Annotated in this window: 24 protein-coding genes; 15 read left to right on the top strand and 9 right to left on the bottom strand. The window is 56.6% G+C overall.

All coding sequences use genetic code 11. The features are described from left to right. Window positions 1-47: 47 nt before the first annotated feature. The gene (locus JQC75_RS03720; RefSeq protein WP_203326142.1) at window positions 48-1,469 is read right to left on the bottom strand and encodes an aspartate ammonia-lyase; all 1,422 of its coding nucleotides are present in this window, start codon (window positions 1,467-1,469) and stop codon (window positions 48-50) included. 257 nt (window positions 1,470-1,726) lie between these two features. On the opposite strand from JQC75_RS03720, the gene JQC75_RS03715 reads away from it, so the two are divergent. The 6 genes from JQC75_RS03715 to JQC75_RS18885 all read left to right on the top strand — a co-directional run bounded on the left by JQC75_RS03715 (window position 1,727) and on the right by JQC75_RS18885 (window position 7,396). Beyond that, window positions 1,727-2,539 (top strand): helix-turn-helix domain-containing protein, encoded by an 813-nt coding sequence (locus JQC75_RS03715; RefSeq protein WP_011758905.1) that lies wholly within the window; start codon window positions 1,727-1,729, stop codon window positions 2,537-2,539. An 89-nt stretch (window positions 2,540-2,628) separates the two neighbouring features. Further along, window positions 2,629-3,897, top strand: coding sequence for a pepsin-like aspartic protease (locus JQC75_RS03710; RefSeq protein WP_203326141.1), 1,269 nt, complete (start codon window positions 2,629-2,631; stop codon window positions 3,895-3,897). A 63-nt stretch (window positions 3,898-3,960) separates the two neighbouring features. Continuing rightward, the gene (locus tag JQC75_RS03705; RefSeq protein ID WP_203326140.1) at window positions 3,961-4,470 is read left to right on the top strand and encodes a GNAT family N-acetyltransferase; all 510 of its coding nucleotides are present in this window, start codon (window positions 3,961-3,963) and stop codon (window positions 4,468-4,470) included. Window positions 4,471-4,538: 68 nt separating this feature from the next. After that, entirely contained in the window at window positions 4,539-5,378 is an 840-nt protein-coding gene (locus JQC75_RS03700; protein WP_203326139.1) for an SAM-dependent methyltransferase, read from the top strand. A 16-nt stretch (window positions 5,379-5,394) separates the two neighbouring features. Further along, a complete protein-coding gene (locus JQC75_RS03695) occupies window positions 5,395-5,634 on the top strand; it encodes a hypothetical protein (RefSeq protein WP_203326138.1) in 240 nt (79 codons plus the stop codon). Between the two features lie 640 nt (window positions 5,635-6,274). Beyond that, window positions 6,275-7,396 carry a GGDEF domain-containing protein gene (locus JQC75_RS18885; protein ID WP_239002074.1) on the top strand — a complete coding sequence of 374 codons (1,122 nt, stop codon included), beginning with the start codon at window positions 6,275-6,277 and terminating at the stop codon, window positions 7,394-7,396. Between the two features lie 111 nt (window positions 7,397-7,507). Here JQC75_RS18885 and pepB read toward each other — a convergent pair whose 3' ends face one another. Continuing rightward, window positions 7,508-8,791, bottom strand: a complete 1,284-nt coding sequence (gene pepB, locus JQC75_RS03685) for an aminopeptidase PepB (RefSeq protein WP_203326136.1) — start codon at window positions 8,789-8,791, stop codon at window positions 7,508-7,510. Window positions 8,792-9,091: 300 nt separating this feature from the next. On the opposite strand from pepB, the gene sfsA reads away from it, so the two are divergent. From sfsA to JQC75_RS03645, 8 genes are all read left to right on the top strand, one after another. Next, on the top strand, window positions 9,092-9,805 hold the full coding sequence (sfsA, locus tag JQC75_RS03680) for a DNA/RNA nuclease SfsA (protein WP_203327113.1): 714 nt from the start codon (window positions 9,092-9,094) through the stop codon (window positions 9,803-9,805). A gap of 158 nt (window positions 9,806-9,963) precedes the next feature. Then, a complete protein-coding gene (dksA, locus tag JQC75_RS03675; RefSeq protein ID WP_203326135.1) occupies window positions 9,964-10,407 on the top strand; it encodes an RNA polymerase-binding protein DksA in 444 nt (147 codons plus the stop codon). Between the two features lie 71 nt (window positions 10,408-10,478). After that, window positions 10,479-11,351: a tRNA glutamyl-Q(34) synthetase GluQRS gene (gene gluQRS, locus JQC75_RS03670; protein WP_203326134.1), complete on the top strand. Its 873-nt coding sequence runs from the start codon at window positions 10,479-10,481 to the stop codon at window positions 11,349-11,351. Window positions 11,352-11,611: 260 nt separating this feature from the next. Continuing rightward, window positions 11,612-12,886, top strand: a complete 1,275-nt coding sequence (gene pcnB / locus JQC75_RS03665) for a polynucleotide adenylyltransferase PcnB (protein ID WP_338055097.1) — start codon at window positions 11,612-11,614, stop codon at window positions 12,884-12,886. Window positions 12,887-12,888: 2 nt separating this feature from the next. Beyond that, a complete protein-coding gene (folK, locus tag JQC75_RS03660; RefSeq protein ID WP_203326133.1) occupies window positions 12,889-13,377 on the top strand; it encodes a 2-amino-4-hydroxy-6-hydroxymethyldihydropteridine diphosphokinase in 489 nt (162 codons plus the stop codon). 58 nt (window positions 13,378-13,435) lie between these two features. Beyond that, window positions 13,436-14,230 (top strand): 3-methyl-2-oxobutanoate hydroxymethyltransferase, encoded by a 795-nt coding sequence (gene panB, locus JQC75_RS03655; protein ID WP_203326132.1) that lies wholly within the window; start codon window positions 13,436-13,438, stop codon window positions 14,228-14,230. A 7-nt stretch (window positions 14,231-14,237) separates the two neighbouring features. Next, the gene (gene panC / locus JQC75_RS03650) at window positions 14,238-15,083 is read left to right on the top strand and encodes a pantoate--beta-alanine ligase (protein ID WP_203326131.1); all 846 of its coding nucleotides are present in this window, start codon (window positions 14,238-14,240) and stop codon (window positions 15,081-15,083) included. Window positions 15,084-15,275: 192 nt separating this feature from the next. Further along, window positions 15,276-15,776: a DUF4124 domain-containing protein gene (locus JQC75_RS03645; RefSeq protein WP_203326130.1), complete on the top strand. Its 501-nt coding sequence runs from the start codon at window positions 15,276-15,278 to the stop codon at window positions 15,774-15,776. Window positions 15,777-15,800: 24 nt separating this feature from the next. On the opposite strand, the gene JQC75_RS03640 is transcribed toward JQC75_RS03645, so the two are convergent. The 5 genes from JQC75_RS03640 to mpl form a co-directional block, all read right to left on the bottom strand. Continuing rightward, window positions 15,801-16,571, bottom strand: a complete 771-nt coding sequence (locus JQC75_RS03640) for an ABC transporter permease (RefSeq protein ID WP_203326129.1) — start codon at window positions 16,569-16,571, stop codon at window positions 15,801-15,803. 1 nt (window position 16,572) lies between these two features. Beyond that, on the bottom strand, window positions 16,573-17,532 hold the full coding sequence (locus JQC75_RS03635) for an ABC transporter ATP-binding protein (RefSeq protein ID WP_203326128.1): 960 nt from the start codon (window positions 17,530-17,532) through the stop codon (window positions 16,573-16,575). A 92-nt stretch (window positions 17,533-17,624) separates the two neighbouring features. Next, window positions 17,625-18,155, bottom strand: a complete 531-nt coding sequence (gene hpt / locus JQC75_RS03630) for a hypoxanthine phosphoribosyltransferase (protein WP_203326127.1) — start codon at window positions 18,153-18,155, stop codon at window positions 17,625-17,627. A gap of 7 nt (window positions 18,156-18,162) precedes the next feature. After that, the gene (locus tag JQC75_RS03625) at window positions 18,163-18,825 is read right to left on the bottom strand and encodes a flavin prenyltransferase UbiX (protein WP_275403206.1); all 663 of its coding nucleotides are present in this window, start codon (window positions 18,823-18,825) and stop codon (window positions 18,163-18,165) included. Window positions 18,826-18,847: 22 nt separating this feature from the next. Beyond that, a complete protein-coding gene (mpl, locus tag JQC75_RS03620; RefSeq protein WP_203326126.1) occupies window positions 18,848-20,215 on the bottom strand; it encodes a UDP-N-acetylmuramate:L-alanyl-gamma-D-glutamyl-meso-diaminopimelate ligase in 1,368 nt (455 codons plus the stop codon). A gap of 174 nt (window positions 20,216-20,389) precedes the next feature. Here mpl and JQC75_RS03615 point away from each other — a divergent pair, with 174 nt between their 5' ends. After that, the gene (locus JQC75_RS03615) at window positions 20,390-21,046 is read left to right on the top strand and encodes a hypothetical protein (protein WP_380798340.1); all 657 of its coding nucleotides are present in this window, start codon (window positions 20,390-20,392) and stop codon (window positions 21,044-21,046) included. 62 nt (window positions 21,047-21,108) lie between these two features. Here JQC75_RS03615 and JQC75_RS03610 read toward each other — a convergent pair whose 3' ends face one another. Both JQC75_RS03610 and cobO read right to left on the bottom strand, forming a co-directional pair. Further along, window positions 21,109-22,749, bottom strand: coding sequence for a methyl-accepting chemotaxis protein (locus JQC75_RS03610; protein ID WP_203326125.1), 1,641 nt, complete (start codon window positions 22,747-22,749; stop codon window positions 21,109-21,111). 413 nt (window positions 22,750-23,162) lie between these two features. Beyond that, complete coding sequence (gene cobO, locus JQC75_RS03605; RefSeq protein WP_203326124.1) at window positions 23,163-23,762, bottom strand: cob(I)yrinic acid a,c-diamide adenosyltransferase; 600 nt, start codon at window positions 23,760-23,762, stop codon at window positions 23,163-23,165. Between the last annotated feature and the right edge of the window lie 15 nt (window positions 23,763-23,777).

Here is a 23,777-nt window from a genome sequence, read left to right as displayed (position 1 = left end):
TAAATTTTTGAATTAATTACCCAAGTGTCAATCAGTGCACCGCTCAATCAATGCGCCTTGGCACCAAGGCCGGTCAGCTCCACCGGCGTGACCATGGCGGCCGGGCTTAAGATTTGGCTTAAGGCGTCGTCGCTCAATAGCCCATCCCGGCGCACCAGCTCAGCGACACCGGCGCCGCTCAGCAGGGCTTCACCGGCGATACGGCTAGCGTTCTCATAGCCGATGTGCGGCACCAGCGCCGTGACTATGCCGATGCTGGTGTTCAGGTGCTGCTCGCATTTGGCCTCGTTGGCTTCGATACCCTGAATACAGCGGCTGTCGAGCATGGCGATGGCGCGGGTCAGCAAAGCGCAGTTATTCAAAAGGTTATAAACAATCACCGGCTCCATGGCGTTCAACTGCAGCTGCGCGGCCTCGGCGGCCATGGTGATGGTCATGTCGGTACCAATCACCTGAAACGCCACCTGATTCACCGCCTCCGGAATAACCGGGTTTACCTTGCCCGGCATGATGGAGGAACCCGGCTGCATCGCAGGCAAACGGATTTCCCCAAGGCCGGTGCGCGGACCGCTGGAGAGCAAACGCAGGTCATTACTGAGCTTCGACAGCTTCACCGCCAGGCGCTTAAGCACAGATGACAGGGTCACAAAGGCGCCCATGTCGGTGGTGGCATCAATAAGGTTGTCAGCCTGAGTCACCGGCAGACCCGTGATATCGGCAAGGGCCTTCACCGCCAGCACGCCATAGGCTGGATGGGTGTTAATGCCGGTGCCAATCGCCGTGCCGCCAAGGTTCACCACGCAAAGCTCCTTACAGGCATCATCGATGCGGGCGATGTCCGATTTAAGGCTTGCGGCAAAGGCATCAAATTCCTGCCCCAGGGTCATGGGCACCGCATCCTGCAGCTGGGTGCGGCCCATCTTGAGGATATGGCCAAACTCGCGGCCCTTGGCTTCGAGGCTCAAGCAAATGGCCTCAATAGCGGCCTTGAGTGGCTCTACCGCTTCAGCCATGGCCAGACGCGCCGCCGTGGGGTAGGCATCGTTGGTGGACTGGGAGCAGTTCACATCGTTGTTGGGGTGCAGATGGCGATACTCGCCCTTGCCGTGGCCAAGCTTGGCAAGGGCCAGGTTGGCAATCACTTCGTTGGCATTCATGTTGGTGGAGGTACCGGCGCCGCCCTGAATCAGGTCCACCACAAACTGGTCGTGCAGCGCGCCCTGGATAATGTCATCGCAGGCGGCGGCAATGGCGCTGGCCTTGGTGTCTGACAGCAGCCCCAAGCCATGGTTGGCGCGGGCGGCAGCGGCCTTTACCCTGGCGAGCGCGCGGATAAGCTCTGGGAAGGCGCTGATGGGAGTGCCGCTCAGGCTGAAGTTTTCCAGCGCCCTTTGGGTTTGAATGCCATACCAGGCGTGGGCAGGAACCGGGGCATCCCCCAGCAGGTCGTGTTCAATACGTGTATCCATCTTTATGGTGCGCTCCCGGACGCTGTTTGAGCTGGGCTTGTTTTAAGGCCAAGCCTGATTATTTCGCGCTATTACAGCAGCCTGCACTGCAATAAGGGAGTTGACGCACTGATGCAAATTGGCGCTGATTGGCGCGGTTTTGGCGACAATCAGCATCTGGCGCAGTCTGTCGCACTTTGCCGCTTTTAGGTACACTGGGCAGATAGTTTCGCCCGGTATAAACACCAATTGCCGCCGGGAATAATCACAGGTCTGCCATGCATCAGGAATTTGCCAAAAATCTTCGCCTCCTTTGCAGCTACTACCGATCGGTGGCCGAGGTCTGTCGTCGCCTCGATATCAACCGGCCGCAGTTCAATCGCTATTTAAGTGGCAAATATCGCCCCTCGGCCCACAGTCTGCGGCGCCTGTGTGACTTCTTCGGGGTGGAAGAGCATGAAATCCTCATGCCCCACAGCCAGTTTCAACTGCTTATTCAGGTGCGGCCGCGCCCCAGCGAGCCTGTGAGCGAGGCACCGGAGCTTGAGCATCTGGCAAGGCTGCAAAGCTTGAGTCAGGGGCTCGACAAATACCTTGGCTATTACTTCGAATACCACCTGTCGATGGCCTTCCCCGGCAAGATTTTGCGAAACCTGGTGTGCCTGGAGAAACAAGGCGGCAAGGTTTACTACCAACGCACCGAGCGGTTGCAGCAGGCACCCGGTGAAAAGGTGTACCACAGCAAGTATTTCGGTATGGCGCACCTCTTGGCCGACCGTATCTTTTTGATGGATTATGAGTCACTTACCGGCAACCAGCTGACGCAGACCATCCTTATCCCCACCTTCAAGAGCCGGGTCGGCCGCTTAAGCGGTCTGCGCCTTGGCGCCTCGGCCAGCGGCGAGCGTATCCCCAGCTGCACCCGGGTGGTGTTCGAGTATCTGGGGCATCAGGTGGATATCCGCAAAACCCTTAAACTTTGCACCACCTTAGACCCCGACAGCGGCCAGATAAGCCCACGGATCCTGGAAGCGATTCAGAACGATATGGCGCCGGGCGAGCGTCACTTTCGCGCCCGCCACAGCTTTTAAGCCCTAGTGCTACCCCACCGCAGTCCGCTTGACCTGTGCGGTGAGCACAGGGCACACTTCTGGCTAGTCACCTGCAACCAAAGCCTTGAATGTCAAAGCGAATCATCGAGCTAACACTCACCAATCTGCTGGCCGAAGGCGGCTACACCGCCAGCCTGCGGCTTGGCAGCGAAGCCCAGTCCGTTAACCTCATCATAGATACCGGCAGCTCGACCCTGGTGGTGCACGAAAGCGGCTATCAGGCGGCGAAGGACACTGAGCTTAAAGCCACCACTCTGGCGCAGGAAGTAAATTACGGCCTCGGCGGCTGGCTTGGCGCCGTGGTGCACACCCGCATACATGCCGGGGAGCTTGCCATGGCCGACACCCCGCTGGCACTGGTCCATGCCGAGGCCGAGCACACCTTTTTGGATGCCGATGGTATCTGGGGCATGGCCTATCATCCCCTCAATCGCGGCTACGATCTGACCACGTACCTCACAAGCCACGGCATAGACCCGGCCAGCACCTTCCCCTGGCCCTTTCCCGATGAGGCGCATCCGCTGGTTAAACAGCAGCTGGATGACTTTAAGGCACTGATCCCCCAACTGCCCGAAGAAGACGTGGCCACCTGCTTTACCCTGATGGAGGAGCGTGGCCTGTGCGCCAACCGCTTTACCCTGATAACCCGCCGCTCCAGTATCCACGTCACAGCACCGGATGCCTGCGCCAAATCCCTCGCTGCCGATCCCCTCAATCAGGGACTGCTGATTTTGGGCAGCCATGAAGAAGATACCGCGCCCAACCATGGCAGCGCGGTCGACCTCAAGGTGGTGCACGACCGCTATTACAACGTCAATCTAAAGGCGGTGCGCTGGCAAAACGATATTGATATTGCGCTGCCAACGGCGCAGGCAGCCCACCTCTGCCGGGGCTCCAGCAATGCCATTGTCGACTCGGGGGCTTCGCTGATCAGTCTGCCTGCCATTGCCTTTACCCCACTAATGCAGCGGCTGTGGGCACTGTTACCAGACAGCAAGCAGCTGACTGCGCCTTTTATGGGCGATATCAGCCAGATAATTGCAGCGCAAAAACAGGGCATCGACAGCAGCCAGCTCAAGCTCGACAGCTGGCCAAGGCTTGAATTGGTATTTGAGGCCGAAAATGGCGAAGACGTCTGCCTTGGCGTGGATGCCCACCACTACTGGCAGGTCAACGCGCCGGCCCACAGTAAGGCGGTATTTAAACTCATGGGGCAACTGCCCCATTGGCCCGCCCAGAGCATCCTCGGCTTGCCGCTGTTCAACCCCTACCGGGTAGTATTTCGCCGCGACCTTGGCGAGCAGGGTATTATCCGTTTTATTCCCCACCCCTCTTAGCCAAAGCCCTGTTAGCCAAAGCCCTCTTAACCAAAACCCCATTAACCAAAGTAAAGCAACGCCATGAAACAACTGATGAGTGAAAGGCTCACCCTGATCCCCATAGACACCAGCGACAGAGCGCTTGTGGTGGCGCTCAATACCGATGCACAGGTAATGACCTTTGTCGCCGAGCCCCAGTCTGTCGAGGCGGCCAACCGGATATTCGATATCATACTGCGTCAAACCCAGGCGCAGCCGCCGAAAATGTACTGCTGGAAAATCACCACGGCGGCGCAGGCAACCGCTGTGGGGGTGATATCCCTGACCCGCATGAAAGGGGAATATCAGGGATGGCTGGAAATCGGTGCCCTCAGCCTGCCTGCATTTTACGGCAAGGGATATATCCCCGAAGCCATGGAGCTCGTCTGCGCTGATGCTCTGGAGCGTGACGAAATCAAAGGCATATACGCAAAGTTCCAGGCCGAACATCAGGCATCCTTGCGTATTACCCGCAAAACCCACTTCAGCAAGCCACAACCCTCGGCTGATTTTCCCGGTTATCTTGAGTGCACCAGACGCAAAACTCGGTAAATCAGGAGTTTCCAATTCAGACACATCCTGTTAACTTAGCCCGCTAAGAACACCGAACTAAAGTGACCATGCCCGGAAGTCTCGTTTGTGTCGGCACCGGTATCTTGCTGGGCGGACACCTAAGCCCCCTCGCCCAAAACCTGATTGAACAGGCCGATGTGGTATTCAGCGGCATGTCAGACGGCTTTACCGAACTCTGGATTGAGGGGCTCGCCAAGGATACCCGCAGCCTGCAACAGCACTACGCCGATGGTAAATCCCGCAACCTCACCTACAAGGAGATGGTCGATGCCATGCTCACTGAGGTGCGTTTGGGTAAAAAGGTGGTAGGCGCCTTTTATGGTCACCCCGGTATTTTCGCCAAGGCGCCCCACGAGGCCATTGCCACCGCCCGCGCCGAAGGCTTCGATGCGCGGATGATCCCCGGCATTTCTGCCGAAGATTGCCTCTATGCCGATTTAGGGCTGGACCCCGGCAAGACCGGCTGCCAACACTTTGAAACCACCCAGCTGATGCTGTATCAGCGCCGAATCGACCCAGGCGCACTCCTGGTGCTGTGGCAACCTGCACTGGCCGGTGACCTGACCCTGGGCATTCGCCCCACCGGCAGCGCCGAGCGCGAGCTCTTGGTTGAACTCTTAAGCCAGGACTACCCGCTTGATCACCAGTGCATCCTCTACGAGGCCGCCACCACTGCGCTGCACCGTACCCGTATCGAGCGCCTGCCATTAAGTGCCCTGCCCCAGGCCAAACTGGAGCTGCACACCACCCTGGTGCTGCCCCCAAGCCGGCCGCTCACGCCCAACAGCCAGATGCGTGCCCGCCTGCAAGCACTGGCAGACACACAAACGCAAGGAACCCAACAGGGCGCCACCGTGCTGCCTTTTTCACGCAAAAAAGCGAAATAACCATAAGGAAGAAAAGATGAATCAAGCTGTTGAAATTCTGGCAAAAATTGGCACCAACACTGCCGTTTCGCTCGATGCCCTGCCAGCCCACATCGCCGCCATGTTCGAGGCCAAAGACATCGAAGCCCTGAAGGACGAGCTTGATGTGGCTCCCAAGATTGTGTGTGCATTGTTTCCGGCAGAAGATGACAACGATCAGAGTGAAAATGAGCAGGACGACGCCCCAGCCAAAGAAGAAATCTCTGCCTGTGCTTAAAAAGTACCGCTTGCTGGTAGTTGCCTGGTTTATCCAGGCAATCTGCAATTTCGCTTGTGCCGAGGACTGGAAAGCTGAGCTTAAAACTGCAGATCAGATACGTTCCAGTGATCCAGAAGCTTTCAGTTTGAAATTAAGCAATTTAGAACTACATAGAAAAGAGTTAAATCAGGCTGAGCTGGACTATTTGGAATATCTCCAAGCCTATGAGCTCATGTTTAAAGGTGATTTTCCCACAGCTCTTGAAACACAAGAAAGATTGTCCAAAAACGCTGTTAACCAAGAAATTCAGTTCCGCGCATTGCTCACACTTATCAATGCCTATGCAATCCAACGACGCTGGAATGATGGATTACAAGTACTTAATTCCGTATTGACGCTGGCTCCATCAATTGAAAATTACGATATACAGCTCAGTGCTACTGTAATTCCAGCAATATTTTATAATCAATTGGGTCAGTATTCCTTAGGCTTGGAATACAGTACAAAATTACGAAATGGCTATAAAGAACCTCGTAATCAGTGCTTTGCAGAACAACTGGAATTTGAATCTTTGGTTCATTTGGGCAGTAGTCTTGATGTATTAAAGCGACTTTTTGAGAAAGGGATATCTACCTGTGAAGCTGCCGGTGAAAAAGTTATGCAGGCCGTTATCATCCGCCTTTACGCCCAATTCTTGCTCGAAACCGATAACCAACCCTTGGCCGCTAAGGCATTGTTGGATGAAAACGAAGCTTTGGTAATGTCCGCCAAATATGCTCCTGTAATAACCATTTATCAGAGCCTGCAGGCCAGGGCCAACTGGGAGCTGGGGCAGCAGGAACAAGCCTATCAACAGGCATTGGCGGTGAGCCAATCCCCGGCGGCGGCCAATGCGCTGGAAGCCCTTATTCGTGCCAACAAGGTGCTGTTTGACTACCACAGTAGCCGCGGCAACAGTGAGGCGGCGCTGGAGGCCTATATCAAGTACGCCGAGGCCGACAAGGCCTATCTGGACGAGGTGAAGACCAAGACACTGGCGTTTCAGTTGGCCCAGCACCAGAGCCTGGAACAGCAAAACAAGATAAGTCTGCTGGATGAGCAGAATAAACTCCTGAAAGTGCAGCAGCAGCTGGATCAGGCGCAGGCCTTCAATAACCGCCTGCTGATTGCCGTGCTCTTTTGTATTGCCCTGGGGCTCGGCACCTGGGGCTGGCATTCCTGGCAGAGCCAAAAGCGCCTCAGGCAACTGGCCGAATTTGACAATCTTACCGGGCTGTTCAGCCGTGGCCACTTTACCCAGGTGTCCCTAAGCGCGGTGGAATACGCCAAAACCCTCAAAGCCCCCATCAGCTGTATTCTGCTGGATGTGGACAAATTCAAGCAGATTAACGACAGCCTCGGCCATGCCACCGGCGACTGGGCACTGAAAGAAGTGGCCAGGATCTGCAAGCAGCAGGTGCGGGAATATGAGATTTTTGGCCGTATTGGCGGCGAAGAGTTTTGCCTGCTGCTGCCCGAGTGCGACCTCAAGCATGCCACCGAACTGGCCAATGCCATGTGTCAGGCTCTGAGAGGCGTGGATACCTCGGCTTCGGGACACGCCTTTGTGCTGACCGCCAGCTTTGGGGTAACCGACAACACCAGGGCGGGCTATTCCCTCGACAAGCTGATGGCCCAGGCCGACAAGGCCATGTACAGCGCCAAACAGCAGGGCCGCAATCAGGTACAGTGCTACTCTACCAGCCAATCCGTGCCGTCAACGCCGCAGGAAACGGTATAAGTAACGGCAAGGCCGCAGGAAACGACCTGAGCGTCCAGCTCCTGTACGTGAGTCAAGCAAAAAGGCCGCATAGCGGCCTTTTTGGTGGGCGTTTAACCGCCAAATCCGCCGTTAGTCGGCGTCTTTAATCAGCGCGGCCAGGGTGAGCACACCGTGGGTGGTGGCACCGGCGGCCCACAGCGCTCCTGCGCTGTCTTCAAAGGAGCCGGCAAGGTCCATGTGCAGCCACTTGGCATCGTCGCGTACAAAGCGCCACAGGAAGCCCGCAGCATTGGAGGCACCACCGGCGCCGCCGCCCTTCACCGGACGGCTGTTGGCGGTATCGGCATAGGCCGATGGGCACATGTCTTTGTGCCATGGGTCCAGCGGCAGTGGCCATACCCGCTCGGCCACGCTGCGGGCCTTTTCACGGGTCAGCGCAATCACGGCTTCGTCGGGCGAGAAGATGGCGTTGTAGTTACCGCCCACGGCCATCACGGCGGCGCCTGTGAGGGTGGCGGCATCGATAATCAGGGGTGCGCCTGTGGCAGAGGCGGCCTGCAGGCCGTCGGCCAGCACCAGGCGGCCTTCGGCGTCTGTGTTGACCACTTCCACGGTCACGCCGTTTTTGTAGGTGAGGATATCGCCAAGCTTATAGGCACGGCCGCTGACCAGGTTTTCGGCGCAGCACAGGAACAGCTTCACCCGCTTGCTCAGGCCATTTTTGATGGCCAGCCCCAGCGCGCCGGTGATGGTGGCAGCGCCGCCCATATCGCACTTCATATTGAGCATGCCTTCGCTGGCCTTGAGGCTGTAGCCGCCTGAGTCGAAGGTAATGCCCTTGCCAACCAATGCCACAGACACAGGGGCATCGGCGCCCAGCGGGTTATAGTCCAGCTCCAGCATCGCCGGTGGACGCTCGCTGCCACGGCCAACGGCATGGATACCAATCCACTGCTCTTCCAGCAGTTGCTCGCCTTCGATGATGCGAAAGCTCACCTTGTCGCCACCGAGTTCTTTAATCCAGTGACCGGCCTGGGTGGCCAGTTTCACCGGTGACAGGTTTTCCGGGGTCTCGTTGGTGAGCTGGCGCACAAAGCGGGCAGCTTCCATGCGCGAAGCCAGTTCGCTCTGGGTGGCCTCATCGCCGGTCCAGCTGATGTCCCAACCCGCTTTGGCGGTCACAAAGCCCTGAGCAAACACCCACTGGCGATTAAGATCCCAGCCCTCGCCTTCCAGCGCGGCGCTGGCAATGCCCTGACTGCGCAGTTTGCGGGCGGCCATCTGGATTTGACGCAGGGCATCGGCGCCCTGCAGATGGATGCGGGCCAGATTGCCTTCGAATGTGATGTCGGCCTTGCCCCAATGGGCTGCCGGGGCTTCCTGGGTGAGGGTTACACGCATGGCTTGTGTCATCTTGCTTCCTTTTTCTGTGTTATTGGCGCCGGCTAGAAACACTGTGCCCGAAGCATTGCGCTTGAAGCAGGCGATATGCCACGAGTGTACCCCAGAAGGCCAAGGCGCTTAAAGTGGCCCCGGGGTTTCGACACGGCGGGCTGTAAAAAACGGTGCCGGGACTCTGCACGCCGATACAGGGACATGACGTTGCTTTTACAGTACACTGCCAGCTTTTGCGCCCCAATCGGTGCCTGTGGCAGTGTCGCCCGTAACGGTGCCGCCAGTTACAGCAGCCACTGCCCGGCCAAAGGAGATGCCATGGAATACGCAGCCCCCCTGTCCAGCGCTGTGCTCATCACCCGCTATAAACGGTTTTTAGCCGATGTGACCCTGGATGATGGCAGCCAGATAACCCTGCACTGCCCCAATACCGGCTCGATGAAAAACTGCCTGTATCCGGGCAAGCGGGTGTGGTTTTCCACCTCGGATAACCCCAAGCGCAAGTACGCCCTCACCTGGGAGCTGGCCGAAGATGACCGGGGCAATCTGATTGGCATTAACACGGCGCGGGCCAATCAGCTTGCCGAAGAAGCCATTGGGCTGGGGCAGATAACTGAGCTTCAGGGCTACCCGCTAATCCGCCGCGAAGTGAAGTATGGCAATGAGAACAGCCGTATCGACCTGCTGCTCAGCGGCGGGCCAACGCCCGACTGCTATATAGAAGTCAAAAGTTGCACCCTGCTGGATAAGGACTGGGGGCTCTTTCCCGATGCGGTATCCACCCGTGGGCAAAAGCACCTGCGGGAACTGATGGAAATGAAACGTCAGGGCTACCGGGCGGTGCTGCTGTTTGTAGTGCAACATCAGGGGATCCACAGGGTGGCCCCAGCCGAGGCGATAGACCCCAAATATGCCGCGCTGCTCCGGGAAGCCATGGCGGCGGGTGTTGAAGTGCTGGCTTATGGATGTATGATGAATAACAACGGCTTGCAGTTAAACATACCGATACCTTTCCACCCGTGCGCTGGGTAAATCGGCGCTTAAAATTTGAAAATCGGCCGATTAGCGGACATCATCAAAGAATTAACAGGCGCTCATGTAAAATGTTTGCCTCACTTGTTTTATTTTGATATAGATAGCGGCCGTTCTAAGTGACGCCCGAACAACGCAAAGAATACAGGAGATGCGTTATGCCTGAAGGCACTAAAAAACTTGGCGTACTCGCTATCGCAGGTGTAGCGCCTTACCAGGAGCAACCTGGTGAGGAGTATATGAACGACAAGCAGTTGGGCCATTTCAAGAAGATACTTGAAGCCTGGCGCAACCAGCTGCGTGAAGAAGTCGATCGCACCCTTTCGCATATGCAGGACGAAGCCGCCAATTTCCCCGATCCAGTCGACAGAGCTGCTCAGGAAGAGGAGTTCAGTCTGGAGCTGCGTGCCCGCGACAGAGAACGTAAACTCATCAAGAAGATTGAAAAGACGCTGCAGAGAATCGAAGATGATGACTTCGGTTTCTGCGACTCTTGCGGCGTGGAAATTGGCATTCGCCGTCTCGAAGCCCGCCCAACGGCCGATCTCTGCATCGACTGTAAAACGCTGGCAGAGATCAAAGAAAGGCAGATGGCCGGGTAATCCCCATCCACTGCAATTCGAAAGCGGGGCTCAGGCCCCGCTTGGCATTTCAGGAACCTGTTAACAGCGCCATGTCTTATCCTCCCTACATTGGCCGTTTTGCCCCCTCTCCCTCTGGCTCTCTGCACTTTGGCTCGCTGATTGCCGCGCTGGGCAGCTACCTGCGCGCCCGCAGTCAGGACGGACAGTGGCTGGTGCGCATCGAGGACATAGACCCGCCACGGGAAGTACCCCGCGCCGCCGACGACATATTGCGTACCCTGGACGCCTTTGGATTGCACTGGGATGGCAAGCTGATGTACCAAAGCCAGCGCACCGAAGCCTATCAGGCCAAAATCGATGCGTTGCTGGCAAGCGGTGAAGCCTACTTTTGCCAGTGCAGTCGCAAGCAAATTCAGACCATGGGCGGGGTTTACGATGGACGCTGTCGCCAGCTCGGCCATCAAAGCGGTGCCATACGCATCGTCAATCGTGCCCGGGTGAATCATTTTCACGATGGCCTGATGGGTGAGGTAAAGATGCCTGACAGCTTTGCCGCGGAAGACTTTATCATCAAACGCAGCGATGGCCTCTATGCCTATCAGTTGGCAGTGGTGATGGACGATGCCGAAACCGGCATTACCGAGGTGGTGCGCGGCGCCGATCTGATTGAGGCAAGCTGCCGCCAACTGAGTCTGTTCAATCAATTCGGCTATCAGGCGCCGGCCTGGATGCACCTGCCACTGGCCTGCACCGAGGTGGGATTCAAGCTGTCGAAGCAAAACCATGCCACGCCGGTGGACAAGGGCAATCCCCTGCCTGCACTCAAGGCCGCATTGGCGTTTTTGGGCCAACCAATACCCAATGCGCACAGCGTCGAAAGCCTGCTGGCACAGGCAGTCGCGGACTTTTCTGTGGACTGCATTCCAAGGCGGCGGGAAATCCTGATTGACAGTGGTGCCTAAGGCGCCTGCACACTGTCAATTCACCCCGTTTGGGGTTATCATAGCCGCCAGATTTTTAACCCCTAGTTAAGCTCAAGAGGTGTACCATTTTTCGCCGTATCACTCAGTTCTGTAAGCAACTGTTCGCCGAAGGCGAGCAGCATCCAACGACAGAATCGATTCAGCAGGGTGCCGACAATGCACAGGGCCTGAGTCTGAGCATCACGCCCCGAAATGCCCACACCATCTCGCGCAAGAACATCAGTGAAAATGCGCTCAAGGTGCTTTATCGCCTGAACAAGGCGGGTTATGAGGCCTTTTTGGTGGGTGGCGGTGTACGCGATCTGCTGCTGGGCCTGGAGCCAAAAGACTTTGACGTGGTGACCAACGCCACGCCGGAAGACATCAAAAAGTTGTTCCGCAACTGCCGTTTGGTCGGCCGCCGTTTCCGTTTGGCCCACATCGTATTTGGCCGTGACGTGATTGAAGTGGCTACTTTCCGTGGCCATCACGGCAATGATGACGGCGACAAGATTTCCAAGGCCAATGCCGAGGGACGCCTGCTGCGCGATAACGTGTACGGCTCTATCGATGAAGACGCCGAACGCCGCGACTTTACCGTAAACGCCCTTTACTACGACATCAGCGATTACTCTATCCGCAGCTATGGCGGCGGCATGGAAGATCTCAACGACGGCGTACTGCGCCTGATTGGCGATCCCGAGACCCGCTACCGTGAAGACCCGGTTCGCATGATCCGCGCCGTGCGCTTTGCCACCAAGCTGGGGATGCGTATCGAAGAGGTAACAGCCGCACCAATCCGCAAGCTGGCGCCGCTGCTGCGCGATATTCCGGCCGCCCGTATGTACGAAGAAGTGCTCAAGCTGTTTTTTGCGGGCAAGGGCCAGGCAAACTATCAGATGATGCAGGATTATCAGCTGTTTGCGCCGATTTTCCCGCTCCTGGCCGACACCATCGCCGAATCGCCAAAAGGTCACTGTGCCCGCATGGTGAATCTGGTGATGCGCAATACCGACATCCGGGTAATGGAAGACAAGCCAGTCACACCGGCCTTCTTCTATGCGGCCCTGCTGTGGTATCCGCTGAAAAGCCGCGCTGAAGAAATTGCCAACGAGAGTGGCCTGAGCCTGTACGATGCCTATTTTGCCGCCATGGGCGATGTGCTCGAGCAGCAATGCCAGACCATTTCGTTGCCCAAGCGCTTCAGCGTGCCGGCCCGGGATATCTGGCAAATGCAGCTCAGATTCGAGCGCAGCCAGGGCACCCGAGCCTTTAAACTGATGGAAAACCCCAAGTTCCGCGCCGGTTACGATTTGCTGCTGATGCGCGCCGAAATTGAGGGTGGCAATCTGCAAAAGACCGCCAACTGGTGGCAGTCCTTTGTGGAAGCGCCGGAAGAAGAACGTGGCAATATCGCCCGTGGCGGTGCCAAGAGCGATGCACCCCGTAACCGCAAGCGCCGGGTGCGTCGTCGCCCACGCAGTGAAGGCGGCAGCGGTGAAGGTGCCAGGGCTCACACCGGCAGCGACAGCTGAATATGACCCGGGTTTATGTGGCTCTCGGCGCCAATCTCGCCGAGCCCATCAGCCAACTTAACAGGGCCTGCGAGGCCCTGTTGTCCTTGGCAGCCCCAGGCAGTTTCAGGGTATCGCCCTACTATGGCAGTCGTCCCATGGGTGAGGTAGCACAGCCCGATTACGTCAATGCCGTCGCCTGCTTTGATACCGAACTTGAGCCTCTGGCGCTGCTGGATGCCCTGCAAGCCATTGAGCTTGACCAGGGCCGTGAGCGCCTGGTGCGCTGGGGCCCCCGTACCCTGGATTTGGATTTGTTGCTGTATGGCAACCAAGTGATTTGCAGCGACAGACTCACAGTGCCCCACTACGGCATGAAAGACCGCAGTTTTGTGCTTATTCCGCTGGAAAGCCTGACACCCGGGCTGATGTTGCCCTGTGGCACCCCGGTCCAGAGCCTTATCACCCAGGCAATGCGGGACGAGCTTCACCAACTGACGCCCTGCGATTGAAGTCAGGCCTCAGTTGGCTTATAACTCCACTTCACACTCGCTGGTAGAGAAACGCATTATGTCCAAAGTCACCACCTCAACCCTGATGAAGTTTAAACAGGAAGGGAAAAAGTTCACCGCGCTGACCGCTTATGATGCCAGTTTTGCCGCCGCTTTTGACAGTGAGGGCGTTGATGTCCTGCTGGTGGGCGACTCGCTGGGCATGGTACTGCAGGGGCACGAGGATACCTTGCCGGTTACTGTGCAAGACATTGCCTACCACACCCGCTGTGTGCGTCGCGGTATTTCCCGCGCGCTGCTGATAGCCGACCTGCCCTTTATGAGTTACGCCACCGTGGAGCAGACCATGACCACGGCCACTGCCCTGATGCAGGCCGGTGCCAACATGGTGAAGCTGGAAGGCGGTGAGTGGCTGCTGGAAAGCGTGAAAAAACTCACCGAGCGTGGCGTGCCCGTGTGTGCCCACATCGGCCTGACGCCTCAGTCGGTACACGTTTTCGGTGGCTTTAAGGTACAGGGCCGTGATGCTGACAACGCCCAGCGTATTCTGAATGAAGCCAAGGCACTGGAAGCCGCAGGTGCCCAGCTGCTGGTGATTGAATGTATTCCGGCGTCGCTGGCAAAGGCCATTACCGAGGCCCTGACCATTCCCGTGATTGGCATCGGCGCCGGTAAAGACACCGATGGCCAGATTTTGGTGATGCACGATGTTCTTGGCATCTCCAGTGGTTATATTCCACGTTTTTCAAAGAACTACTTAAAGCAGACCGGTGAAATCCGCGCTGCGGTACGCGCCTTTATCGACGAAGTGGCCGATGGCAGCTTCCCTGGCCCAGAACATACCTTTAATTGAGACACAGATGTACACAACCGCTGTAATCGATGAAATCAGACGTCAGGTGCGCCAGTGGCGCGCCAATGGCGAGACCGTGGCCTTTGTGCCCACCATGGGTAACCTCCATGCCGGGCACATTACCCTGGTAAAAGAAGCCAAACAACGTGCCGACCACGTGGTAGCCTCGATTTTTGTCAATCCCATGCAGTTTGGTAAAAACGAGGATCTGGACGCCTATCCTCGTACCCTGGCAGAAGATCAGGCCGCGCTGACTGCCGCCGGTTGTGAGCTGCTGTTTACTCCAACGCCTGAGATAATCTATCCCAAGGGATTGGATGCCCAGACCTTTGTGGAAGTGCCGGGCATTTCCGATGAGCTGTGTGGTGCCAGCCGCCCGGGCCATTTCCGTGGCGTAGCCACCATAGTGCTGAAGCTGTTTAACATAGTGCAGCCCGATGTGGCCCTCTTTGGCCGCAAGGATTTTCAGCAGCTTTTAGTTATTCGCACCATGGTGGAAGACCTGTCACTGCCGCTGGAAATCGTGGGCGTAGAAACTGTGCGTGAAGCCAGTGGCCTTGCCATGAGCTCCCGCAACGGTTACCTGACCGCCGATGAAAAGGCCCGCGCCGCCGCGCTCAAGGCCGCCCTGGATGCCCTTGCCACACAAATCGGCACAGGCACCGCCATAGCTGCCGCCATCACTGAGGCCAATGCGGCCCTGGTGGATGCCGGTTTCCGCCCGGATTACCTGGAAGTACGCAGCGCTGCCACTCTGGCCCTGCCCACGGATGCCGACAAGGAGCTGGTGGTGCTCGCCGCCGCATACCTTGGCAAGGCCCGCCTGATTGATAATCTGGTGTTCAGCCGCTAAGGTTAAACAAACACACGAAGGGAGCCGAGGCTCCCTTTTTTATTGTCTCAAAGACGGTAAATTCATTACCAAGTACATATTTTAACTGGTGTTTTTTATTGACGTGCGCCATATTAATGGCAGTCGCACCCGAAGACCGCGACGGTCTTGGGAGCTAGGTTTTTAACACAGAATCAAAAGGATGTGCCACCCATGCGAGCCCTTGCTCCTTTGCTGCTTTGTCTGTTGCCGCCGATGGCGAGCGGCGCCGACACCATTTACAAATGCATCAAGGGTGACAGGGTGGTGTACTCTCAAACCAATTGCCCCGGCGAATACAGCCAAAGGGAGATGGCGTTTGAGTTTGGCCTGACCCGGGAAGTGGACTCGGATAAACACACAGATCCCAACGATCCCCTGACTGAATTGCTCAGCGGCAAAGCCATTTCCAGCGAAAAAATGCTCTCCCTTATCGACAGTGAAATCTATCGCCTGAATCAGGAAAACAGCTATATAGAGGTGATGCGGGCCAGCGAGATGCAAAAGCTGGATCGAAAACGCTTTTGGCGCGGCGCCCCGGAAACCGATCCGGAGTTTTTAAAAGAAGTGGCGGTGATGAATCAGAGATTTGATGAAATGAAAGGCGCCAACGACGCCTCCATTTCGTCCCTTAAGGCACGGCGTGACACAGTGGCCGCCGCCAATGCCCACTAGGCTGGACGGCCACCCCGGCCGGTATCAGCTGCGAAGCCCAATACCCCGTGAAATCAGGTAATACGCCAGATACCACAGCCCCACACACAGGCTCAGCATTACAGCAAAGGACACGCCCAGACTTAAGTCTGCCACACCAAGAAAGCCGTAGCGGAACAGGTTTATCATATAAACCACGGGGTTTAAGGTGGATACCGCATGCCAGAAGTCGGGCAGCAAGGAGAGCGAATAAAACACCCCGCCCAGATAGGTCAGTGGCGTCAGCACGAAGGTCGGGATGATGCTGATGTCATCGAAGCTCTTGGCAAACACCGCATTGATAAGCCCGCCCAGTGAAAAGAGCACCGAGGTGATAAACACGGTCACGGCCACCAGCCCCAGATGATGGATGCTGAGATCCACAAAGCTCAGTGCCACCAGGGTTACTATCAGACCCACACAGAGCCCCCGGGCCACGCCGCCGCCCACGTAACCGGCAATCATCACGTAATGGGGCACGGGCGCCACGATAAGCTCTTCGAGGTTACGCTGAAACTTGGCGCTGAAAAAACTGGAAGCCACGTTGGAGTAGGAGTTGGTGATAACCGACATCATGATGAGACCGGGGGCAATAAACTCCATATAACTGACGCCGCCCATTTCGCCGATACGGCCGCCCACCAAATTACCAAAAATCATAAAATACAAGGTCATGGTAATAGCAGGTGGCACCAGGGTTTGCACCCAGATACGGGTGAAACGGGTGATTTCTTTAATCAGAATGCTTTTGAATGCGGTCAGGTACAAGGCCTTCATATCAGTTGTGGCTCCCCGTTGCTTTGGCCTGTTTGGCCCCTTCCACCAGCGCCACAAATAGCTCTTCCAGACGGTTGGCTTTGTTGCGCATCGACAGCACCTCTATCCCCTGCTCCGACAGTTGGGCAAAGAGTTGATTGAGGCTGTGCTCTTTGGCGATATCCACCTCAAGGGTGTGATTGTCTACCAGACGGCACTGAATACCGTCCAGGGTTGGCAGTGAGGCCACATCGCTCTTCAGATCCAGGATAAAGGTTTCCATATTGAGCTTGGCCAGCAGCTTTTTCATGCTGGTACACTCCACCAGTTCCCCTTTGTCGATGATGCCGATATTGCGGCACAGCATTTCGGCTTCTTCGAGGTAGTGGGTGGTGAGAATAATGGTGACGCCCTGACGGTTAAGCTCGGTTAAAAAACTCCACATGGAGCGGCGCAGCTCAATGTCCACCCCGGCCGTGGGTTCATCCAGAATAAGCAGCTTGGGTTCGTGCATCAGGGCACGGGCAATCATCAGACGGCGCTTCATACCGCCGGACAGCTGACGGGACGGGCTGTTGCGCTTATCCCAAAGGTCCAGCGCTGTGAGGTATTTCTCGGCTCGCTGCAACGCCTCTGAACGCGGCACACCATAGTAACCGGCCTGATTGACCACGATTTGCAGTACGGTTTCAAACTGGTTGAAGTTGAATTCCTGGGGCACCAGACCGATACACAGCTTGGCGGCTTCCAGCTGCCTGTCGATATCATGGCCAAAGACTTCCACCTTGCCGCCGCTCTTTTGCACCAGCGAACTGATAATGCCTATGGTGGTGGACTTACCGGCACCATTGGGGCCGAGCAGGGCAAAAAAGTCTCCCCGGGCGACTTCAAGGCTGATGCCCTTAACCGCCTCAACACCGCCTTTGTAGGTTTTCTTAAGCCCTTCTATCTTGAGTGCTACCCCAGTTGCAGCCTCTGTCATTGCTCCCCCTCGCTGAACCTGATTAACAACCTGACTGTCCTGCCTTAAACAAAAGCGGGGGCCACAGCCCCCGATTTAAGCTCAGGCCCCGCTTATTCCAGCGGGATCACCTTGGCGATGTAAGGCAGGTTACGATACTTCTCGGCATAGTCGATACCGTAGCCAACGATAAACTCGTCGGGAATGGTAAAGCCAACGAAATCCACGTGTACATTCACCTCTCGGCGCTCTGGCTTATCCAGCAGGGTACACAGGGCCAGACTCTTTGGCTCACGCACCAACAGGAGTTCACGCACCTTGGACAGGGTATTGCCCGAGTCGATGAGATCTTCAACGATAAGCACATCACGATCGGCGATATCTGACTGCACGTCTTTGAGGATCTTCACATCGCGGGAGCTGGACATGGCATTGCCGTAACTGGAAACGCACATAAAGTCGATTTCCACGTGGCCCTTGATACGGCGACACAGGTCAGCCATAAAGACCGCAGATCCCTTGAGCAGGCCTACCATCAGCAGGCGTTCGCTGTTTTCATAGTGGGCGTTGATACGCTCGGCCAGTTCATTGAGTTTTTGGTCAATCTCGGCGGCCGAGATCATCTCTTCGATGGTGTGTTTCATAATACTCTCAATTATCAGAAGCTTGTGTGGCGCCTTCGCCACCATAACCCCAGCGCCTGGTCAGGCTGTGGGCTACGCCCAAATGGTCAAGAATTCGTGCGACCAAGAAGTCTACCAGATCCTGTACCGATTTGGGATGGTGATAAAAGCCCGGCGCCGCAGGCATTATCACCGCGCCAAGCTGAGTCAGCTTGAGCATATGCTCCAGGTGGATGGCATTAAAAGGGGTTTCCCTTGGCACCAGAATAAGTTGGCCGCGCTCCTTGAGCACCACATCGGCGGCGCGCTCCAGTAGATTGTTGCTCATGCCGGTGGCAACCGCTGCCAGGGTGCCGGTGGAACAGGGGCAAATGACCATCTGTTTTGGCGCGGCCGAGCCTGATGCCGGCGGCGAAAACCACTCATCTTTACCCAGCACCACCAGCTCACCGGCTTCGCAGCCAATAAAGCCACGGATTTGGGCTTCGGCTTTGGCGCCATCGGCCGACAGCTTAAGGCCCTCTTCGGTGGCAAACACCACCCGGGCAGCGCTGGAAATCATTAAAAACACCCGGTAATCGGCTTCAAGCAGGCATTGGAGTAGCTTAAGGCCATAGGGCGCCCCGGAGGCGCCCGTCCAGGCAAGACTGATGCTGTTGACCTTTGGCGTCATGGGTTGATGTTCATTCATCTGATTCACTTCTCTGCGCGGCTCAAGCCAGCTTGGCGGCAATGGCCGCCTTCAGCTTGCCATGGATACCACCAAAGCCGCCGTTGCTCATCACCACCAGTTGGTCACCGCTCTGTACCCTGGCAGCCACCTTGGCCACTATGCTGTCGATATCATAGTCCACATCCACCGGCAGCGGCGCCTGGGCCATGGCATCACGGATATCCCAGCCGATATTATCGGCCTGATAGAGGAAGGCCTCGTCGGCCAGCGCCATGGACAAGGCCAGGGTATCCTTGTGAACACCGCGCTTCATGGTGTTTGAGCGAGGTTCCAGCACCACAAAGATACGGGCATTCCCCACCTTGGCCCTGAGCCCCTTAAGGGTGGTTTCGATGGCCGTTGGATGGTGGGCAAAGTCGTCGTAGAGGCTGACACCGCCAACCTCACCAATCAGTTCCAGCCTGCGCTTGGGCGGCATAAAGCCGCTGAGGGCCTCGATGGCCGCCGCCGGGGCAACGCCCACATGGCGTGCAGCGGCAATGGCCATGACCGCGTTTTCCATGTTGTGGCTGCCGATAAGCTGCCAGTCGAGCACGCCCTGCACTTCACCGCCAAACAGCACTTCAAATTGATGCCCATCGGCCGCCAGCGGCCTTACCGACCAATCGGCCCCCTGCTGATGACTGAAGGTTTCCTGCTCACTCCACAACCCCTTGTCGATAACCTCGGCCACCGCTTTGCTGTCTTTGGGCCAAATCACCTTACCGCAGCCGGGCACTGTACGGATGACATGGCTAAACTGGCGCTGAATGTCGGCCAGCGAGTCAAAGATATCGGCGTGATCGAACTCGAGGTTATTGATAACCAACGTTTTTGGCTGATAGTGAATAAACTTGGAGCGCTTGTCGAAAAAGGCACTGTCGTACTCGTCGGCCTCGACCACAAAGAAGGGGGAGTTCCCCAGACGGGCCGATACGCCAAAGTTTTGCGGCACGCCGCCTATCAGGAAACCCGGCTCATAGCCGCAATGTTCCAATACCCAGGCCAGCATGCTGGAAGTGGACGTTTTACCGTGGGTACCGGCCACCGCCAGCACCCAGCGGCCGGGCAATATATGGTCGCGCAAAAATTGTGGCCCGGAGGTGTAGGCCATGCCTTTATTGAGTACAGCTTCCACACAGGGGTTGCCCCGGCTCATGGCGTTGCCAATCACCACCAGGTCGGGCTCGCTTTCAAGCTGCACTGGGTCAAAGCCCTGGATTAATTCAATGCCCTGCTCTTCGAGCTGAGTGCTCATGGGCGGATACACGTTGGCATCCGATCCTGTAACCTTGTGTCCCATGGCCCGCGCCAAGAGCGCCAGACCACCCATAAAGGTGCCGCAAATCCCGAGAATGTGTACGTGCATAGGCTCCTGCCAATTCAGGTACGAAAACCATACCCAAAAGAATTGAAAAATCAGCGGCCATTGTACCTTCGCCTCCCCCCAAAGGCGAGCTTGGGTCGGTCAGTGGCCTTGACCCTCAGTACAAAAAAATTTCGCCGCTTGCCCCCATAGCGGGGCCTTACGGGCAAGGCTAGAATGCTCGCCGGCTCGCCACCCGAGGTGTGCAGCCCCAAGCCCACCAACCCCTATCGGAATCCTTACTCCATGTTGTCTGTCTCGCTTCGCCCCTGGGCTACGGCCCTGTTGTGCACGCTGTTTTTGCAGGCCTGTGTTGCCCCCATGCTACTGCTGTCGCCCCAGAGCCAACTGCTGTGGGCGCTGATGAAACCCTTGGTGGGACTGGATCCCAATGAGGTAAACCTGCTTCAGCAGCCCGTGATAAAAAGCCGCCTCGAACCCTTGCTCGGTGAGCATTACGGCACTGCAGTGAGCCTGCTGCAAACCGCCAATGAACTGCAGCAGGAAGGCCCGCTGTTTTATCTGGTCTCCCGCTACACACCGGTACCCGAGATGGCTGAAAAGGCCGGATTCGTCTGGAACAGCGATACCAACCAAATGGCGGTGATGCTGATAAAGGGTGATGTGACCCAGGTGTTTGCCGAGCCGCTGCAGCAAGCCGTGCAGGGCAGTCTGGCTTCGGCCGTTCCCACCTGGCCCACAGCCCTTGAACCCTTTGCACAAGGCGCCGCATCACTGAACCAGAACCTGAATGACGCAGGAAAAGAAGCCCTGAAAGTGATGCCTGTGCCACTTGCGGACACGGCAATTCAGGTTCCTCAAACTGAGCGCTGAGCGCCAACAGTAAAAGGGCCCTCACAGGAGGGCCCAATTCTGACTGTCACCTTAAACAGGCGTTACACCAAAAAGCGCCCAACATTACCCGACAGGCCAGTGCCAATCTGGGCGATTTCATCAGCCGCTTCCCGGGTACGCCTGACAACACCAATACTCTCTTGAGAGAGAAGATTCAGTGAGCTGATATTCTGATTCACCTCATCCACCACCTTGCTCTGCTCCTCTGTGGCGGTGGCAATCAGGTAAATCAGATCCTTGGTACGGGACACCGCCTCATCCACACCAGCCAGGGCCCGGGTAATGCTGCCCGACGCCTCAACCACAGAATCCACCTGACGGGTACCTGAGTCTATCGCCGATACCGCCTCACTGACGCCGGCTTCCAGTCCGGCCACCATGCGCTGAATATCCTCGGTGGATTGCTGGGTACGGCTTGCCAGGGTTCTGACTTCGTCCGCTACCACGGCAAAGCCCCGTCCCTGCTCACCGGCCCTCGCGGCTTCAATGGCAGCATTCAGTGCCAGCAGGTTGGTTTGCTCGGCAATACCGCGAATGACATCCAGCACTGTGACGATTTGCTTGGACTCGGATGCGAGATGCTGAATCACCTCGCTGGCGTGGGACACCACACCTGCCAGCTGCTGCACCCGCTCAACCGATTGGCCCACCACGGCAGTGGATTCCTTGATAAGGCCGTTGGCATGCTCGGTATCGCTGAGGGCATTTTGAGAACTGGCGGCCACCTCATGCACTGCATGGCTGAGTTGATGCACCGCCGTGGCTATCTGTTCGAGGTTGGCATTTTGTTCAGAGGATATTTTTTCACTCTCTTTGGCTGAGTGATTGAGGCCTACGACCCGGGCATCCAGCGAAACCGCATCACTTTTGATGGTTGAAATCAACTGTTGCAGTTTCATCATCAGGCCGTTGAAGGTTCTGGCCAGCAGCGACAATTCGTCACGGCCGCTGTCATCCAGTCTGCCGCGAAGATCCCCTTCTCCTTCACTGATGGCGGCAATCATGGTGTCGAGCTCTTCTACCCGGGAGGTGACCAATCTTGGGCCAAACACCACACTCAGGATGCTGACCAGCACCACCAAGGTAATGATAAAAAACATTAAATTGACTTCGTTCTGGCTGGCATTAAGCGCCTGAGTTGTGACCTCATCCGCTTTGTTTTTTACCCACTCACCGGTTTTATCGTAATGCCCTCGCAATGCCTTAAAGAGCGGCATCACCACCTCGTTGCTGTAATTGGCTGCCGCCACGGGGCTCTGCTTGTCTGCCATGGTAAACACCTGCGTGGCCGCATTCAGCCAGGCATCATATTCGCGCTGGAATTGGGCCTTGTTGCCTTGCACTTCAGGGTAATCTTTGAGCAGGCTCATCACCAGCGCCATCCTGTCCAGCGCCTGTTTGGCATTTTCATCAAAGTCCTGACGGAATTTCTCTCCACCGGACTCGCCCAGTAAACCGCGCTGCACATAGCTTTGACTGGCAGTGAGCGCCTGATACAGATCCCGGTCGGCATTCAACCCGGCATCCACGGCGGCAAGAAACGTGGTCGCCAGATTCTGGGCATCTGACGACAGCCGCTTGGCGTTGATAATACTGACTGTGGCGATAACAACCGTCATGATCACAATGACAACCAGCGGAATCGAAAACTTGGTTCTGATAGTCAACTCGTTGAGATGCATAGTTAATCTTCCTTTGCTGATGTCTCAGGTGGCTGCAAAAGCGAATAGGCTTTGTGCATGCAGGAACAGAATGCCCTCACAAAAATGTAGCACAGCAGAAAAAAGCGGCAGCTTCAAAACTGACACTAATGCCTTGATAAGATAGCGCGGCGCGCTACGCAGAGCCGATTGCCGGGACGGCGCTATGGCGACAGTGACCAAGCTGCCTCAGTAGTGAGCACAGGAAAGATTCATCACTGTGGTGGGTGATTTGACCAAACCGCCACGGCCAGGATCAACGGGAAACATTCAGCACAGTGATTGGTGCTTTTGGCAAAGCCGCCTAACGGCGACAGCCCTGAGCGTAGCAGCGCTACGTGATGGGATGGCGCTGTGACGGCTATGCCGCCAAAACGCCAATCAGTAAGCTGAAATCAGAAGTCGAAGCCGGGCTGGGCTTTGACTCCCGCCTCAAACGCATGCCTCACACACTCAATCTCACTCACGGTGTCGGCAAGCTCCAGCAACTGCCGGTGGCAGTTACGCCCGGTGACTATCACGTGTTGGTGGGGCGGCCGGTTTTTCAGGGCCGTTAACACCCGCTCCAGATCCAGATAGTGATAGCTCAGCATATAGGTGAGCTCATCCAGCAGGATAAGGTCCAGGCTTTCATCCTTTAGCCAGGTTTCGGCTACGGCCCAGGCTTTTTCGGCGGCAGCGGTATCGGTTTCACGGTTTTGGGTTTCCCAGGTAAAGCCGGTGGCCATGACTTCAAAGGGCACGCCAACCCCTTCGAGCAGATTGCGCTCACCGCAGTCCCAGCCGCCCTTGATAAACTGCACCACTGCCGCCTTTTTGCCATGGCCAACGGCGCGGGTGACTGTGCCAAAACCGGCGGTACTCTTGCCCTTGCCATTACCCGTTATCACCATGAGTACGCCGCGCTCTATGGTTGCGGCGGCAACCTTGGCGTCCACGGCTTCCTTTACCTTTTGTTGCCGTGCCTTGTGGCGCTCGGCCTTGATGTCAGTCATCCCAATGTCCTGATA

It is taken from the genome of Shewanella litorisediminis, assembly GCF_016834455.1.
Taxonomy (GTDB): domain Bacteria; phylum Pseudomonadota; class Gammaproteobacteria; order Enterobacterales; family Shewanellaceae; genus Shewanella; species Shewanella litorisediminis.
The sequence above is the reverse complement of the archived record's forward strand: the minus strand, read 5'-3'. Positions and strand labels throughout refer to the sequence as shown.

Bases quoted from the DNA above. Each gene is read 5' to 3' on its own strand.
- JQC75_RS03615 (WP_380798340.1), top strand. From the start codon at position 20,390: ATGCTCGCCGGCTCGCCACCCGAGGTGTGCAGCCCCAAGCCCACCAAC.
- JQC75_RS03705 (WP_203326140.1), top strand. From the start codon at position 3,961: ATGAAACAACTGATGAGTGAAAGGCTCACCCTGATCCCCATAGACACC.
- JQC75_RS03625 (WP_275403206.1), bottom strand. From the start codon at position 18,825: ATGAATGAACATCAACCCATGACGCCAAAGGTCAACAGCATCAGTCTT.
- JQC75_RS03720 (WP_203326142.1), bottom strand. From the start codon at position 1,469: ATGGATACACGTATTGAACACGACCTGCTGGGGGATGCCCCGGTTCCT.
- JQC75_RS03695 (WP_203326138.1), top strand. From the start codon at position 5,395: ATGAATCAAGCTGTTGAAATTCTGGCAAAAATTGGCACCAACACTGCC.
- JQC75_RS03610 (WP_203326125.1), bottom strand. From the start codon at position 22,749: ATGCATCTCAACGAGTTGACTATCAGAACCAAGTTTTCGATTCCGCTG.
- JQC75_RS03640 (WP_203326129.1), bottom strand. From the start codon at position 16,571: ATGAAGGCCTTGTACCTGACCGCATTCAAAAGCATTCTGATTAAAGAA.
- JQC75_RS03700 (WP_203326139.1), top strand. From the start codon at position 4,539: ATGCCCGGAAGTCTCGTTTGTGTCGGCACCGGTATCTTGCTGGGCGGA.
- gluQRS (WP_203326134.1), top strand. From the start codon at position 10,479: ATGTCTTATCCTCCCTACATTGGCCGTTTTGCCCCCTCTCCCTCTGGC.
- pepB (WP_203326136.1), bottom strand. From the start codon at position 8,791: ATGACACAAGCCATGCGTGTAACCCTCACCCAGGAAGCCCCGGCAGCC.
- JQC75_RS03645 (WP_203326130.1), top strand. From the start codon at position 15,276: ATGCGAGCCCTTGCTCCTTTGCTGCTTTGTCTGTTGCCGCCGATGGCG.
- panC (WP_203326131.1), top strand. From the start codon at position 14,238: ATGTACACAACCGCTGTAATCGATGAAATCAGACGTCAGGTGCGCCAG.
- JQC75_RS03715 (WP_011758905.1), top strand. From the start codon at position 1,727: ATGCATCAGGAATTTGCCAAAAATCTTCGCCTCCTTTGCAGCTACTAC.
- JQC75_RS18885 (WP_239002074.1), top strand. From the start codon at position 6,275: ATGCAGGCCGTTATCATCCGCCTTTACGCCCAATTCTTGCTCGAAACC.
- panB (WP_203326132.1), top strand. From the start codon at position 13,436: ATGTCCAAAGTCACCACCTCAACCCTGATGAAGTTTAAACAGGAAGGG.
- folK (WP_203326133.1), top strand. From the start codon at position 12,889: ATGACCCGGGTTTATGTGGCTCTCGGCGCCAATCTCGCCGAGCCCATC.
- JQC75_RS03635 (WP_203326128.1), bottom strand. From the start codon at position 17,532: ATGACAGAGGCTGCAACTGGGGTAGCACTCAAGATAGAAGGGCTTAAG.
- dksA (WP_203326135.1), top strand. From the start codon at position 9,964: ATGCCTGAAGGCACTAAAAAACTTGGCGTACTCGCTATCGCAGGTGTA.
- mpl (WP_203326126.1), bottom strand. From the start codon at position 20,215: ATGCACGTACACATTCTCGGGATTTGCGGCACCTTTATGGGTGGTCTG.
- hpt (WP_203326127.1), bottom strand. From the start codon at position 18,155: ATGAAACACACCATCGAAGAGATGATCTCGGCCGCCGAGATTGACCAA.
- sfsA (WP_203327113.1), top strand. From the start codon at position 9,092: ATGGAATACGCAGCCCCCCTGTCCAGCGCTGTGCTCATCACCCGCTAT.
- cobO (WP_203326124.1), bottom strand. From the start codon at position 23,762: ATGACTGACATCAAGGCCGAGCGCCACAAGGCACGGCAACAAAAGGTA.
- JQC75_RS03710 (WP_203326141.1), top strand. From the start codon at position 2,629: ATGTCAAAGCGAATCATCGAGCTAACACTCACCAATCTGCTGGCCGAA.